A 14,383-nucleotide genomic window follows, 5' to 3' on the forward strand; every position below is an offset into this window, starting at 1 on the left:
GGGGTGGCCACCCCCAGCAGCTCGATCCGTCGGAGACACTATAAGCCAAACTCAACATACAAGGGATGGGGAGGGGGCAAGCAGCATCGACGCCCTACCGCTTCACCGTACAGCTCAGCGCCAGCACGTCCGCCGCCTTGTCCAGGTCGTCGGCGCGGACCAGCACATAGTCGGTGTTGTAGGTGGAGATCGCGAAGATCGGCAGATGGGCCTGGGCCAGCGGAACGGCGATGCGGGCCAGAATGCCGAACAGGGAGAAATCCACCACTCCCTCCACCCGGAAGGCGCGCCAGCCGCGTTCGGCCTTGACGCCCTCCGGCACCCGGTCCTCGCGGCAGAGAATCGACAGTTCCTCGCCCGTCCGGGTGGCGCCGACCAGCGGGTCGGTCCAGTCGAGCCAATCCGGCAGGCCACTGCCGGGCGGCAACTGAGCCACCGCCAGACGGTCGGGCAGGATCGTGAGGGTCAGGCCGGTCTGCTCCCGCACCAAGGCGGCGGTCAGCGTGGCTTCGTCCACCTCGAAGGGCTTCAGGATGCGGCGGGCACGGGCGGCCAGTGACGGCACGCCGGAGCGCATCGCCCGGCCCAGCATCTCCGCCGAGGTGGCGCGCAGGTTGGCGTCCGATTCCGCGAGATCGACCACGGCCTGCAAGGCGCTGGTCTGGACGATGCGGCTGGGGCTGTTCTCGAACCAGTCGGCCAGCAGGACGGCGGCGCGGTGGCGCTGCTCCTCCGTCATGGTCAGGCGCGGCACGATCTGGGCAAGGTGCCAGCGCACCTCCGCCTGTTCGATGGCGACGGCGTCTGTCAGCAGATGCTCGACATAGGGGTCGAGCCAGCCGGGATTGCCGCGCGACACCCGTTCCAGCGCATCGGCAGCGCGCATGCGCACGCTGGCATTGCGGTCGAACAGGCAGCCGACCAGTTCCGCCAGCTTGCCGCGGTCGGCCGACACCTCGTCGGCGACGGAGGGGGCGTCGCCCACCGTCCGCCGGTCGCCGATCGCCAGCCGGCGGGCGAGCGAGGCGTTCCTGATCAACTCATCCATCTCAGCGCCGTCCGGTCGGGCGGCCGAAGCGGGACGGCGTGCCGAAACGCGAGGCGATCTTGGCGCCGGTCGGCTTGGGCGGTGGCGGGGGAGGGGGCGGCGGCGGGGTTTCGCCACGCGGCACGCCGCCGCCCGACGCCATTTCCGCCAGATCCTTCACCAGCTTCTGCACGCTGCGCACGCGGGCCTGCGGGTCGGTCCATTCGCGGATATAGACCAGCTTGTGGTCGGGCCGCAGCTTCATCAACGTCAGATGCTGGGCGATGTAGGTCAGCAGCTTGGCCGGCTCGGCATAGAAATTGTCGTGGAAGGCCAGGACCAGCCCCTTCGGTCCGGCATCGACCCGGTCGATGTTGGCCTGTTTGCACCAGCGCTTGATGGTGACGACGTCGAGCAGGTTCTCCACCTCTTCCGGCAGCTTGCCGAAGCGGTCGATCAGCTCGGCGGCGAAGCCGTCCACCTCGGCCCGGTCGACCAGATCGGCGATGCGGCGGTAGAGCGACAGCCGAACCGTCAGGTCGGGGACGTAGCTTTCGGGGATCAGCACCGGCGTTCCCAGGTTGATCTGCGGCACCCACTCCTGCGCCGCCGCGGCGGCGACGGCCCCCTCCTGCATCGCGGCGCGGGCGTTGGCGACGGCCTCCTCCAGCATCTGCTGGTAAAGCTCGACGCCGACCTCGCGCACCTGCCCCGACTGTTCCTCGCCCAGCAGGTTGCCGGCGCCGCGGATGTCCATGTCGTGGCTGGCGAGCTGGAAGCCGGCGCCCAGGCTGTCCAGCGTCTCGATGACGTGCAGGCGCTGCTGGGCGGTGGCGTTCAGCGGCTTGTTCGGCGCATAGGTCAGATAGGCGTAGCCGCGCTTCTTCGACCGGCCGACGCGGCCGCGGATCTGGTAGAGCTGTGCCAGTCCGAACAGGTCGGCGCGGTGGACGATCAGCGTGTTGGCATTCGGGATGTCCAAGCCGCTTTCGATGATGTTGGTGGCGAGCAGGACCTCGAACTTGCCCTCGTCGAAGGCGGTCATCACGTCTTCCAGCTCGCTGGCCGGCATCTGGCCGTGGGCGGTGACGATCTTGACCTCCGGCACCAGATCGCGCACGCGTTCGGCCACCTTCGCCAGATCCTCGATGCGCGGGCAGACATAGAAGCTCTGGCCGCCGCGGTAATGCTCGCGCAGGATCGCCTCGCGGATCACCACCGGGTCGTAGGGCAGGACGAAGGTGCGCACCGCCAGCCGGTCGACCGGCGGCGTGGCGATCAGCGACAGTTCGCGCACGCCGGACAGCGCCATCTGCAGGGTGCGCGGGATCGGCGTGGCGGTCAGCGTCAGGACATGGATGTCGGCGCGCAGTTCCTTCAGCCGCTCCTTCTGCTTCACGCCGAAATGCTGCTCCTCGTCGACGATGACCATGCCGAGCCGCTTGAAGTCGAGACCCTTGGCGAGCAGGGCATGGGTGCCGACGACGATGTCGGCCGTGCCCTCCGCCAGTTCCTTCTTCACCAGCGTCTGTTCGCGGGCGGTGACCATGCGCGACAGCTGGACCACGCGCACCGGCAGCCCATTGAACCGGGTGGAGAAGGTGCGGAAATGCTGGCGGGCGAGCAGGGTGGTCGGCACGACGACGGCGACCTGCTTGCCGCTCATCGCCACCATGAAGGCGGCGCGCAGAGCCACTTCGGTCTTGCCGAAGCCGACGTCGCCGCAGACCAGCCGGTCCATCGGCCGGCCGCTGCCGAGGTCGGTGAAGATGTCCTCGATGGCCTTCAACTGGTCGTCGGTCTCGGGGTAGGGGAAGCGGGCGGCGAATTCCTGATAGACGCCTTCCGGCGTCAGCACCGGATCGGCCTTCTTCAGCATGCGCTCGGCGGCGATCTTCAGCAGGGCTTCGGCCATGTCCTTCAGGCGCTTCTTGACCCGCGCCTTGCGGCCCTGCCAGCCGGCGCCGCCCAGCTTGTCGAGCTGGACGTTGGCGTCCTCCGAGCCGTAGCGCGACAGAACCTCAATGTTCTCGACCGGAACATAGAGCTTGTCGCCGCCCTCGTAGATGATGCGCAGGCAATCGTGCGGGGCGCCGGTGACATCCAGCGTCTCCAGCCCGTCATAGCGGCCGATGCCGTGGTCCATATGGACGACGATGTCGCCCTCATGCAGGGCCGAATGCTCGGCGATGAAGTTGGCGGCCTTGCGCTTCTTCTTGGCCGGGCGGACCAGACGGTCGCCCAATATGTCCTGTTCGGTGATGACGGCGAGGTCGGGGGAGGTGAAGCCATGCTCCATCCCCAGCACGATGGTGCCGATGATGCCGCGGTCGAAGCGGCGGACATCCTCCATGTTCTCCGCCGGCTCCAGGCCGGGGATGCCGTGGTCGGCCAGCACGTTGGACAGGCGGTCGCGCGAGCCTGCCGAATAGCCGGCGATCAGCACGCGGCGCCCGTCGGCGCGCAGCGCCCGGATGTGGTCCTTCACCGCATCGAAGACATTCACGTCGGGGCGGTTGCGCTCCTCCGCGAAGTCATGGCCGCGCTTGCCGCCGGCGTCCACCGTGCCCTTGATGCCGGGGGGCGTGGAGAAGATCTGCAACTGCGCCACCGCGCGCTCCGCCATCAGCGCGTCCCAGACGGCGGCGTCGAGGAACATCGAGGCGACCGGCACCGGCTTGTAGACCGGCGATCCCGCCCGCTTCTCGATGGTCATCATCGAATCGCGCGAGGCGTGGAAATCGACGACCTGGGCGATGCGGGCGTCGCGCGACTCGTTGGCCTGATGGTCCAGGCTGACGATGCCGCGCGGCAGGTAATCCAGCACCGTGTCCATGCTCTCGTGGAACAGCGGCAGCCAATGCTCCATCCCGCCATAGGACCGGCCGGCGGAGATCGCCTCATAGAGCGGATCGTCGTCGGTCACCGCACCGAACAGCTCGCGGTAGCCGGAGCGGAAGCGGGCGATCCCGGCCTCGTCGAGGAAGACCTCCGACATCGGCTTCAGCTCGACACGGTCGCGCTTGTCGGTGGTGCGCTGGGTCATGGGATCGAAGGCGCGCACCCCTTCCAGCTCGTCGCCGAACAGGTCGAGGCGCAGCGGCTCCTCCGTGCCCGGCGGGAACAGGTCGATGATGCCGCCGCGCACCGCGAACTCGCCCGGTTCCCGCACGGTCTGGGCGCGGGTGTAGCCGTTGCCGGCGAGGTAGCGCTGCAGCTTTTCCAGGTCGATCCGGTCGCGCAGCTTGGCGGAGAAGACCGCGTTCTTGAACGCGCTGCGCGGCGGCACCTTCTGCACCACGGCATTGACGGTGGTCAGCACGATCAGCGGCGACAGCCCGTCGCGGTTCGATGCCGCCTCGCGCCGGGCGATCAGCCGGGTCAGCGTGTCGATGCGCCGGGCGACGATGCCGCCGTTCGGCGACACCCGGTCATAGGGCAGGCAGTCCCAGGCCGGGAAGGTCAGCACCTCCAGCTTCGGCGCGAAGAAAGCCAGCGCCTCCGCCAGCAGGGCACAGCGCGTGTCGTCCAGCGCCACATGCATCAGGCCATAGGCCCCGGCCTTCTGCGCAAGCTCCGCCAGGATGCGGGCGTCATGACCTTCGGGCGCGCCGCCGATCAGGAGACGGCCGGCGCGGCCGGGCTGGAGATCGTAACTGACCAAAGGAGGATGCCTCGGAGATGCAGGGGAGAGCGTCGGTGCGTCAGGAGCCTTGACGTGGTGTGTAACGGAATGCCGTCAACAGGCGCATCACGTCATTGTCATGTTCGGGCGGCACCGGCTCGCGCCCCGACATCCAGTCGTAGAGGTCGGGATCGCCAAGCTCCAGCAGCGCCTCGAAGCGGTCGAGCATGGCGTGGTCGAAGTCGCCGACATGAGCGTCGGCGAAGCTGCCCATCAGCAGGTCCATCTCGCGCGTGCCGCGGTGCCAGGAGCGGAAGCGCAGGCGCTTGCGACGGTTTTCAATCGATTCGGCCTTCTCGGGAGCCTGCGTCTTGGAAGCTGGGGGGGTGCCGTTTTCGGTCATTGATTTCCAACGTCGAAAGCCCCCAGCGCCACCAGCGGCGAAGGGGGGAACCATTCAGGAACCCCATCCTGCACGGGCCGGCGCGGCGATGCAACCTTGGCTGCGTGCCTTGACCCCGCGGACAGCCTGTCCTATCTGCGGTCTGGCCCGCGGGGACGACCCCGCCGACTGCAGAGGGTATCCGGGTGGGGACGACCCCGCCATTCCAAGACGGAGATACCGTCATGGCGTGGGTCACGCTTTTCTTCGCTGGTCTTTTCGAAATCGGCTGGGCCGTCGGCCTGAAATACACCGAAGGCTTCACCCGTCTGGTTCCGAGCGTGTTGACCGCCGCGGCGATGCTGGCAAGCATTCTGCTGCTGGGGGCAGCGTTGAGGAGCCTGCCGTTGGGGACCGCTTATGCGGTGTGGACGGGAATCGGTACGGTGGGTACGGCGATACTGGGCATGCTGCTATTCGGCGAGCCCGCCGGGGCGCTGCGACTGCTGTGCATCGCGGCGATCGTCGGCGGGATCGTTGGGCTGAAGGTTCTGCACGGGTGAGTTTGGGGGCTAGGGGTGGAGTGCGGGGTGCCGGTGCCCCCTCCCTAGCCCTCCCCCGCTAACGCGGGAGAGGGAACTCCGCCGCTTCGCAATTCAGTTTACGCCGACAAGCGTTCTGCCCCCTCTCCCGCGAAGCGGGGGAGCCAAACGCAACATACAAGGGATGGGGAGGGGGCATTCAGCACCCCCTCACAGCGCCTCTGTCCGGCAGGTCAGCCCCAAAGTCTCCGCCGTGTTGGCCACCGCCGACAGGCAGACCTCCGCCCGCTCCGCCGGGATCGACACGGAAAAGCGCAAGACGTACCGCTCGCCGGCACGGTCGGGCAGGGTCTGCGCGTCAAGGCGGACGATGTTCGCGTCGAACTGGGTGAAGATCTCCGACAGACGAGCCACGAGGCCGGGCTGGTCGCCGCCCGAAACCTCGACGCGGTGGGTGATCAGCGCCTGCGGGCCGGGCTGCGGGTCGAAGGCGAAGGGGCTGACCTTCACCTCGGCGCCGGCCAGCACGGGCAGGGACGACAGGCTGGCCTGAAGCTCCGCCACCGTCAGGCCGTCGGGCAGCTCGCAAACGGCGGAGAACTCCGCGCCGCTGCCCAGCGAGGCGAAGGTGGCGTCGCGCAGGTTGATGCCCTGTTCGAACAGATGGCTGGTGATGCCGGAGACCAGACCGACCCGGTCGGGGCAGAAGGTGGAAACCAGGGCCAAGCCAGCAGTCGATTCCGTCGCCATCGCACGTCTCCCGTGATCGGTTTTCTTCGAGGGGCACGGGTTCGGCCGTGCCGTCCGGATGGGCGATCATCGAAGCGGGGTGCCGGGAACGCCAGAACAAAATGGCGTTCAGCCCCCGGTCAGCCCCAACTCAGCCACCAAACAACCGGCGCGCGGCGTTGCTGATGGCGTGCAGTTCGGTCGCCAGCGCCGGATCGACATCGTCGACATAATGGGAGGCGAGCAAGCCGAAATTCAGCTCGTCGGCGCGGTCCAGCCGCTTGGCTCCGTCGCGCGCCGCGCCGTCGACATAGTCGAGCTGGCGCTGGATGCTGGTCAGCCAGCTGTTCTCCGGCTCCCGCCGTGCCAACGCGGCAACTCCGGCCTGGGCCTGCGCGATCCGGCGGCGCAGCTCGTCGGTGGTGGCGATGTCGGGCATTGCGGGACTCCGTTGCGAAAGGCGGCGGCCAGTCTGGTCCACCGCCGCCATCGGGAGAACAGCGACGGCGGCGGGTGGTCACGACCTTACTGAACCAGTCCGCCGCTGGCGACGCCGGTCTTGACGGTGTTCGGCACCACGACCTGGGCGCAGCCGCCCTTGGTCTGGACGCTGGTGCCGGGGGTGGTCCAACTGTCGACGATGGGGGCGGCGACCGATTTCAGCCCCTGGCCGGCGGGCAGAACCGCCTTGTACTCGGCCCGGCCAGCGCCGGAGATGCCGAGGCAGTCGGGCGTCGCCGTCACAACCGGAGAGAAGAAGTTGCCGAATCGGATGCTGTCGTAGCCGGTTCGGACATACTGGTACCAAGTGGTGCCGGCGGCGACATCGATCATCTCCAGCGGCTTGGAGAAATCGATGCCCTTGGAATCATCGGCATAGCGGGCGGAGGTGAGATCGGTCGAAGCATAGAAATAGCTCGCCACCACCACGCGCGCGTTCAGCTGGTCCGCGCTGGTGCCGGCGGACTTGGCGGCGATCACCTGCTCGGCGGTAGGGGCGGTCTGGGCGTTTCCCGGCAGCGCCGAAACCAGCGCCAGTCCCAATGCGAGTGTTGCGGCCTTGAAAATGCGTGAAAGCGAATACATTGGCAATCATCCTGTCCTGGAGGTTGAAAATCTTCCGAGAGACGATACCAATGCAATCGGCCGCTCCAAGTCCGAAATGCGAAGAGGGGCCGGACCGCATCGACGGTCCGGCCCCTCTTCAAGGCACGGGAGTGGGAATGCTCTACAGCGTCAGGCGGCGGTGCCGCCGACGGTCAGGCCTTCCAGCTTCAGCGTGGGCTGGCCGACGCCGACCGGCACGCCCTGGCCGTCCTTGCCGCAGGTGCCGACGCCGGGGTCGAGGCGGCTGTCGTTGCCGATCATCGACACCCTGGTCAGGCTGTCCGGCCCGTTGCCGATCAGGGTGGCGCCCTTCACGGCGGGACCCAGCTTGCCGTCCTCGATCAGGTAGGCCTCGCTGGCGGAAAAGACGAATTTGCCGTTGGTGATGTCGACCTGACCGCCGCCGAAGTTCTTGGCGTAGATGCCCTTCTTGACCGAGGCGATGATCTCTTCCGGCGTGTGGTTGCCGTTGCGCATCACGGTGTTGGTCATGCGCGGCATCGGGTTGTAGGCGAAGCTCTGGCGCCGGCCGTTGCCGGTCGGGCGCATGCCCATCAGGCGGGCGTTCATGCGGTCCTGCATGAAGCCGACCAGGATGCCGTCCTCGATCAGCGTGGTGCACTGGCCGGGGGTGCCCTCGTCGTCGACGCTGATGGAGCCGCGCGAGTTCTCGATGGTGCCGTCATCGACGATGGTGACGCCGGGGGCGGCGATGCGCTGGCCCATCAGACCGGAGAAGGCGGAGGTCTTCTTGCGGTTGAAGTCACCCTCCAGCCCATGGCCGATGGCCTCGTGCAGCAGGATGCCGGGCCAGCCGCTGCCCAGAACCACCGTCATCTCGCCGGCCGGGGCGGGGACGGAGGCGAGGTTGACCAGCGCCTGCCGCAGCGCCTCGTCGACGAAGCCGCGCCAGGTTTCCGGCTGGATATAGTGTTCGTAGGTGACGCGGCCGCCGCCGCCATAGCCGCCGGTCTCCATCCGGTCGCCCTCGGCCACCACGACGGAGACGTTCAGGCGGACAAGCGGGCGCAGGTCGGCGACGCGGACGCCGTCGGCGCGCATGATCTGCACCGCCTGCCATTCGCCGCTGATGGAGCAGCTGACCTGCCGCACCCGCTCGTCCTTGGCGCGGGCATAGGCGTCGATGTCGGCCAGCAGCTTCACCTTTTCCTCGAAGGGGACGAGGTGAAGGGGGTTGTCGGGGATGTAGAGGGCGCGGTTGGTGCCGGCCGGCGGCTCCGCCAGCGTGCCGGTGTGGCCGGCCTGCACGGCGCGCACGGTGGCGGCGGCACGGCGGATCGCCTCTTCCGACAGGTTGCTGGCGTGGGCGTAGCCGGTCGCCTCGCCGGCGATGGCGCGCAGGCCGAATCCCTGGGTGGTGTCGAAGCTGGCGGACTTCAGCTTCCCATCGTCCCAGCCCAGCGACTCGCTCTGGGCATATTCGAGATAAAGCTCCCCATCGTCGGCACTGTGCAGGGCGTCCTGCACGACGCCTTCCACGCGGGCGCGGTCCATGCCGGCGCGGTTGAAGAAGAGATCGTCGGTGACGGCAAGCGCGCTCATGAAAACTCCGAACCTGTGATGGGGCGGAACCCGGTCTGCCCGGCCTGACGGCTTGTGCCGGCCTTGTTCCATGGTAGGACACAATGTCATGGCGGGCGGTCTCGCGCCGCGCCGTACGATGTGTTCTAACGGACTGACTATAGTGTGGCGACGCTGGCGCGATCCGGCAAGTTCGCCGATGCCGGATTGTGTAACCTCTAGGGTACGGTGCTGGGATGGCGGAGGAAAGCATGGGCGACGGAGCGGTGCGGACGACCACGGACAGCCTGAACCGCGCCGGCGCCTCCGGAACCGGTGCCGGCATGACCGGGCCGCGTCCGCTGCGGGACCATCCGCTGCGGCAGACTCTGACCAACGAGGTCCATGCCCGGCCGCCCGAATCGCTGACCGCGCCGGTGCGCGCCACCATGCTGGCGATGCTGTCGGGGGAGGGCGCGGCGGAGGCCGACCGCCGCCATCTGGAGGCGCTGTGCGACTGGGCCGGCGTGGTCCGGCCGCCGCAGGGCGCCACCCATCACAGCGCGTCCTTCGGCAGTTTCCACCTGAAGTGGGAGCGGCATACAGAATTCTCGACCTGGACCGTCTTCCGCCCCAGCGCGATGCCGGCCGGCTCCTTGGCCGATCCTTTCCTTGAGCCGGCACTGCACGCGTTGCCGCGCGACTGGCTGGCCGGGCTGCCGGGCGAACTGTTGGTCGGGATTCACGTCGCCGTGCTCTCCCCCGATCAGCCGGAGCCGTCGTCCAATATGATGGCGGCGATGTTCGGGTCGGAAAGCTATGTCGGGTCCCGGATCGCCGGCCGTTCGGCCACCGCCTGGACCGACTTCCGCATCCATGGCGACGGATTCTCCCGGATGCTGGTCGCCGACCATTCGATGACTCCGCGCCAGACCGGCCGCGTCGTCCAGCGGCTGCTGGAGATCGAGACCTATCGCGTGCTGGCCCTGTTGGCACTGCCGATGGCGCGCGGCGTGCTGCCCCGCATCGGACCGATCGAGGCCGGGCTGTCCGACGTCACCACCCGCATTGCCGGCCTGCGCGACCTGCAGGACGAGCGCGACCTGCTGGACCGCCTGACCCTGCTGGCGGCCCAGACCGAGCAGATCTCCGCAGAGACCGCCTATCGATTCGGTGCGGCCCGGGCCTATTACGAGCTGGTGGAGCGGCGAATCGAGGAACTGCGCGAGATCCGGATCGAGGGACTGCAGACCATCCAGGAGTTCATGGACCGCCGCCTGAGCCCGGCGATCAGCACCTGCGAGGCGGTCGAGCAGCGTCTCGATTCGCTGTCGCAGCGCGTCGCGCGGGCCAGCAATCTGCTGCGCACCCGTGTCGAAATCGCGGTGGAGGGGCAGAACGCCGAACTGCTCCAGTCGATGGACCGCCGGGCGCAATTGCAGCTGCGCCTGCAGGAGACGGTCGAGGGGCTGTCGGTGGTGGCGATCAGCTATTACCTCGTCGGCATCGTCGGCTATGCGGCGAAGGGGCTGAAGGGCTTCGGGTTCAAGGTCGATCCCGACATGCTGGTGGGGGTGATGATCCCCATCGTCATCGCCTTCGTCTGGTCGGGCGTGCGCCGGATTCGCAAGGTGCTGGTCGGGGGGCATTGAGGGGCGCGGCTGCAGCAGTTTAGCTGTTCTTCACGGGCTAGTTAGACCCCCACCTATCACCTTCGCTCACCTAGCCCGAAGCCGGAACCTTCCCCATCCTTACCTCCTGAGTCGCGCCCTAGCGCCGCAACAATCCTGCGCGCCGCAGCCTTTGCGCCCGCACATCCTTTCCAGCCCCTATTCCTGCAAAAATCCGCTTGTCCAACGGACTGCGGCGGAATGTCGCATGGCATGACCCCAACCCGCGCTCAACCTTTATCCCCACGGCCCATCCGAATGTGAGGAAAAGTCTATGCATACAGTGGGAGAGAGGAAAGGCTTGTAACCCAGCGGGGCGCGGGGATAAGCTCCGGCTGCGGGTATATGTCGCGCTAAGATGGCGTGATCCCTGCATAAACTGGCGTTCGCTGATAAGCCCAACTATGGACCGCGCGAACAGAAACCGGTCCGGACCAACAGGGCGGAGGGAGCGTCGGCGGGAAGAGACGACCGCGTGCCATGACGAGCGTCGCGGCTAAGAAGGGGTTGGGGATGAGAAGGCAAAGCCTGTACGCCGCCGGCCTGGCGGCTGTGCTGTCGATGGTAGGGGGCTGGGGTGTGACGACCGCCCTGGCGAACGAGCCGCGGCCGTGGGAGATGGGCATGCAGCCCTCCGCCTCCCCGGTCAAGCACCTGATGACCTCGTTCAACGACCTGCTGACCGTCATCATCACGCTGATCGTGATCCTCGTCGCGGGCCTGCTGGCCTATTGCGTCGTCCGTTTCAACGCGAAGAGGAATCCGGTCCCGTCGAAGACCTCGCACCACACGCTGCTCGAGGTCGCCTGGACCGTGGTTCCGGTCATCATCCTGATCGTGATCGCCGTTCCGTCCTTCAAGCTGCTCTATGCGGCGGAACGCATCCCGCAGGCCGACATGACCATCAAGGTCACCGGCCACCAGTGGTACTGGGATTACGAATATCCCGACCACGGCAACATTACCTTCTCCAGCTACATGATCCCCGAGACGGATCTGAAACCCGGCCAGAAGCGCCTGCTGGAGGTGGACAACCGCGTGGTCGTTCCGGTGAACACCACCGTGCGCGTGCTGGTGACGGCCGGCGACGTGATCCATTCCTGGGCGGTTCCCTCCTTCGGCCTGAAGAAGGACGGGGTTCCCGGCCGCATCAACGAGACCTGGTTCAAGGCCGAGCGCGAAGGCGTCTATTACGGCCAGTGCTCCGAGATCTGCGGCACCAACCACGGCTTCATGCCGATCGCGGTGGAAGCCGTGTCCCGGGAAGCGTTCGACGCCTGGGTCGCCAAGGCCAAGACCGCCTTCGCGCCAAAGGACGGCGACCGCGACGTGGCGCAGCGCCCGACCGGCACGCTGGTCGAGTAAACGCGGGTCTAACAAGCGGACGTCGCAACGCCCGCCAGAGGGACGACGCGATAAGAAGAACCCACCCAGCCGCCGGACGTCCGAACGAACCGGATCGGACGGCGGCCAGGGACAGCGACAAAGGGTAGAGACATGGCAAACGCCACACCGGGACATGGGGAGCATGCTGGCGATCATGGGCACGGGCATGACGATCATCATGTCCCCGGCTTCGTGCAGCGCTGGTTCTATTCGACCAACCACAAGGACATCGGCACGCTCTATCTGATCTTCGCGGTCATCGCGGGGCTGATCGGCGGCCTGTTCTCCGTCATCATGCGGGCGGAGCTGCAGTCGCCGGGGCTGCAGTTCGTCTCCGACGGTCAGATGTGGAACGTGCTGATCACGGCGCACGGCCTGATCATGGTGTTCTTCGTGGTGATGCCGGCGCTGATCGGCGGCTTCGGCAACTGGTTCGTGCCGCTGATGATCGGCGCGCCCGACATGGCCTTCCCGCGCATGAACAACATCAGCTTCTGGCTGATCGTGCCGGCCTTCCTGCTGCTGCTGGGCTCCGCCTTCGTCGGCACCGGCGCCGGAACCGGCTGGACGATCTACCCGCCGCTGTCATCGACGCTGGGTCACAGCGGGCCATCGGTCGACATGGCGATCTTCGCCCTGCATCTGGCCGGCGCCAGCTCGATCCTCGGCGCGGTGAACTTCATCACCACCATCTTCAACATGCGCGCCCCCGGCATGACGCTGCACAAGATGCCGCTGTTCGTCTGGGCGATGCTGGTGACGGCCTTCCTGCTGCTGCTGGCGGTTCCGGTTCTGGGCGGCGCCATCACCATGCTGCTGACCGACCGCAACTTCGGCACCACCTTCTTCAATCCCGAAGGCGGTGGCGACCCGATCCTGTTCCAGCATCTGTTCTGGTTCTTCGGCCACCCCGAAGTCTACATCATGATCCTGCCGGCCTTCGGCATCATCAGCCACATCGTGTCGACCTTCTCCAAGAAGCCGGTGTTCGGCTATCTCGGCATGGCCTACGCCATGGTCGCCATCGGCGTGGTCGGCTTCGTCGTGTGGGCGCACCACATGTACACGGTCGGCCTCGACGTCGACACCAAGGCCTACTTCACCGCCGCCACCATGATCATCGCGGTGCCGACCGGCGTGAAGATTTTCTCCTGGATCGCCACCATGTGGGGCGGGTCGATCGAATTCCGGGTGCCGATGCTGTGGGCGCTGGGCTTCATCTTCCTGTTCACCGTCGGCGGCGTTACCGGCGTGGTGCTGGCGAACGGCGGTCTCGACAACTATATGCACGACACCTACTACGTCGTGGCGCACTTCCACTATGTGCTGTCGCTGGGGGCCGTGTTCTCGATCTTCGCCGGCTGGTACTACTGGATCGGCAAGATGTCGGGGCGCCAGTATCCGGAGTTCTGGGGCAAGGTCCATTTCTACACTACTTTCCTCGGCGTCAATCTGGTGTTCTTCCCGCAGCACTTCCTGGGCCTGTCGGGCATGCCGCGCCGCATCCCGGACTACCCGGATGCCTTCTGGGGCTGGAACATGATCTCGTCGCTGGGCGCCTACATCTCCTTCGCTTCCACGCTCCTGTTCGTGTGGATCGCCTGGAAGACCCTGCGCAGCGGTGAACGGGTGCCGGGCGCCTATTGGGGCCCGCAGGCCGGCACGCTGGAGTGGACGGTCAGCTCGCCGCCACCGTTCCATGCTTTCGAAACGTTGCCGCAGGTGAAGTAAGCATGCTAACGGGCGGGCGTCGCCGCAAGGAGGCGCCCGACCGATACAGAGGACCAAGCCGAGCAGCCCGAAAATGGGCGCCGGTGTGGAGGGTGCCGGGGTGACGACTTTTTGTTGGAAGGCCCGGGGTTAGAAGACAAGGACATGATATGACGGACGTGACGAACGAACTGACGCTCAACCACACCGGAGGGGCGTCGGCCGGTGATTTCATCGAGTTGCTCAAGCCGCGGGTCATGTCGCTTGTGGTCTTCACCGGGCTGGCCGGCGTCGTGCTGGCGCCCGGCCACATCCACCCCTTCCTGGCGATGGTTGCCGTTCTGTGCATCGCCGTCGGCGCCGGCGCGTCGGGCGCCATCAACATGTGGTACGACCGCGACATCGACGCGGTGATGACCCGCACGGTGAAGCGGCCGATCCCGTCGGGCCGGGTCGAACCGGCGGAGGCGCTGGGCTTCGGCGTCACCCTGTCGGTTCTGTCGGTGGTGGTGATGGGGCTGGCGGTGAACTGGACGGCGGCGGCGCTGCTGGCGGTCACCATCGGCTTCTACATCTTCGTCTACACAATGTGGCTGAAGCGCCGGACCCCGCAGAACATCGTGATCGGCGGGGCTGCCGGCGCGTTCCCGCCGATGATCGGCTGGGCCGCGGGGACCGGCACGG

Annotated in this window: 12 protein-coding genes; 5 read left to right on the forward strand and 7 right to left on the reverse strand. The window is 67.0% G+C overall.

Translation table 11 applies throughout. From position 1 onward, the window contains the following. Positions 1-94 precede the first annotated feature (94 nt). Genes TSO5_RS22575 through TSO5_RS22585 form a run of 3 tightly spaced genes read right to left on the reverse strand, consistent with a single transcriptional unit; the run spans position 95 to position 5,055 of the window. Positions 95-1,048 carry an ACT domain-containing protein gene (locus TSO5_RS22575; RefSeq protein ID WP_109153739.1) on the reverse strand — a complete coding sequence of 318 codons (954 nt, stop codon included), beginning with the start codon at positions 1,046-1,048 and terminating at the stop codon, positions 95-97. A gap of 1 nt (position 1,049) precedes the next feature. After that, positions 1,050-4,691, reverse strand: a complete 3,642-nt coding sequence (gene mfd / locus TSO5_RS22580) for a transcription-repair coupling factor (RefSeq protein WP_109153740.1) — start codon at positions 4,689-4,691, stop codon at positions 1,050-1,052. A 40-nt stretch (positions 4,692-4,731) separates the two neighbouring features. Further along, positions 4,732-5,055, reverse strand: coding sequence for a succinate dehydrogenase assembly factor 2 (locus TSO5_RS22585; protein WP_109153741.1), 324 nt, complete (start codon positions 5,053-5,055; stop codon positions 4,732-4,734). A 224-nt stretch (positions 5,056-5,279) separates the two neighbouring features. Between TSO5_RS22585 and sugE the strand changes: the two genes are divergently transcribed. After that, positions 5,280-5,597, forward strand: a complete 318-nt coding sequence (gene sugE, locus TSO5_RS22590; RefSeq protein ID WP_109153742.1) for a quaternary ammonium compound efflux SMR transporter SugE — start codon at positions 5,280-5,282, stop codon at positions 5,595-5,597. 189 nt (positions 5,598-5,786) lie between these two features. Here sugE and TSO5_RS22595 read toward each other — a convergent pair whose 3' ends face one another. The 4 genes from TSO5_RS22595 to tldD form a co-directional block, all read right to left on the reverse strand. Then, entirely contained in the window at positions 5,787-6,326 is a 540-nt protein-coding gene (locus tag TSO5_RS22595; RefSeq protein WP_109153743.1) for an ACT domain-containing protein, read from the reverse strand. A gap of 130 nt (positions 6,327-6,456) precedes the next feature. Then, positions 6,457-6,744, reverse strand: a complete 288-nt coding sequence (locus TSO5_RS22600; RefSeq protein WP_109153744.1) for an immunity protein Tsi6 family protein — start codon at positions 6,742-6,744, stop codon at positions 6,457-6,459. A gap of 86 nt (positions 6,745-6,830) precedes the next feature. Continuing rightward, positions 6,831-7,391, reverse strand: a complete 561-nt coding sequence (locus tag TSO5_RS22605; protein ID WP_109153745.1) for a polymorphic toxin type 46 domain-containing protein — start codon at positions 7,389-7,391, stop codon at positions 6,831-6,833. Between the two features lie 150 nt (positions 7,392-7,541). Further along, positions 7,542-8,975: a metalloprotease TldD gene (tldD, locus tag TSO5_RS22610; protein ID WP_109073163.1), complete on the reverse strand. Its 1,434-nt coding sequence runs from the start codon at positions 8,973-8,975 to the stop codon at positions 7,542-7,544. Positions 8,976-9,205: 230 nt separating this feature from the next. On the opposite strand from tldD, the gene TSO5_RS22615 reads away from it, so the two are divergent. The 4 genes from TSO5_RS22615 to TSO5_RS22630 all read left to right on the forward strand — a co-directional run. After that, positions 9,206-10,585, forward strand: coding sequence for a DUF3422 domain-containing protein (locus TSO5_RS22615; RefSeq protein WP_247870902.1), 1,380 nt, complete (start codon positions 9,206-9,208; stop codon positions 10,583-10,585). A gap of 531 nt (positions 10,586-11,116) precedes the next feature. Further along, the gene (gene coxB / locus TSO5_RS22620) at positions 11,117-11,968 is read left to right on the forward strand and encodes a cytochrome c oxidase subunit II (protein WP_109073164.1); all 852 of its coding nucleotides are present in this window, start codon (positions 11,117-11,119) and stop codon (positions 11,966-11,968) included. Positions 11,969-12,100: 132 nt separating this feature from the next. Then, a complete protein-coding gene (gene ctaD, locus TSO5_RS22625) occupies positions 12,101-13,720 on the forward strand; it encodes a cytochrome c oxidase subunit I (RefSeq protein WP_199230983.1) in 1,620 nt (539 codons plus the stop codon). Between the two features lie 149 nt (positions 13,721-13,869). Further along, positions 13,870-14,383: UbiA family prenyltransferase (locus TSO5_RS22630; protein ID WP_199230984.1), on the forward strand; the 514-nt coding region annotated here is incomplete at its 3' end.

Source organism: Azospirillum sp. TSO5 (assembly GCF_003116065.1).
GTDB lineage: Bacteria > Pseudomonadota > Alphaproteobacteria > Azospirillales > Azospirillaceae > Azospirillum.

Coding starts and splice junctions, on each gene's coding strand:
- TSO5_RS22615 (WP_247870902.1), top strand. CDS start 9,206: ATGGGCGACGGAGCGGTGCGGACGACCACGGACAGCCTGAACCGCGCC.
- tldD (WP_109073163.1), bottom strand. CDS start 8,975: ATGAGCGCGCTTGCCGTCACCGACGATCTCTTCTTCAACCGCGCCGGC.
- coxB (WP_109073164.1), top strand. CDS start 11,117: ATGAGAAGGCAAAGCCTGTACGCCGCCGGCCTGGCGGCTGTGCTGTCG.
- TSO5_RS22605 (WP_109153745.1), bottom strand. CDS start 7,391: ATGTATTCGCTTTCACGCATTTTCAAGGCCGCAACACTCGCATTGGGA.
- TSO5_RS22575 (WP_109153739.1), bottom strand. CDS start 1,048: ATGGATGAGTTGATCAGGAACGCCTCGCTCGCCCGCCGGCTGGCGATC.
- TSO5_RS22595 (WP_109153743.1), bottom strand. CDS start 6,326: ATGGCGACGGAATCGACTGCTGGCTTGGCCCTGGTTTCCACCTTCTGC.
- ctaD (WP_199230983.1), top strand. CDS start 12,101: ATGGCAAACGCCACACCGGGACATGGGGAGCATGCTGGCGATCATGGG.
- TSO5_RS22600 (WP_109153744.1), bottom strand. CDS start 6,744: ATGCCCGACATCGCCACCACCGACGAGCTGCGCCGCCGGATCGCGCAG.
- sugE (WP_109153742.1), top strand. CDS start 5,280: ATGGCGTGGGTCACGCTTTTCTTCGCTGGTCTTTTCGAAATCGGCTGG.
- TSO5_RS22585 (WP_109153741.1), bottom strand. CDS start 5,055: ATGACCGAAAACGGCACCCCCCCAGCTTCCAAGACGCAGGCTCCCGAG.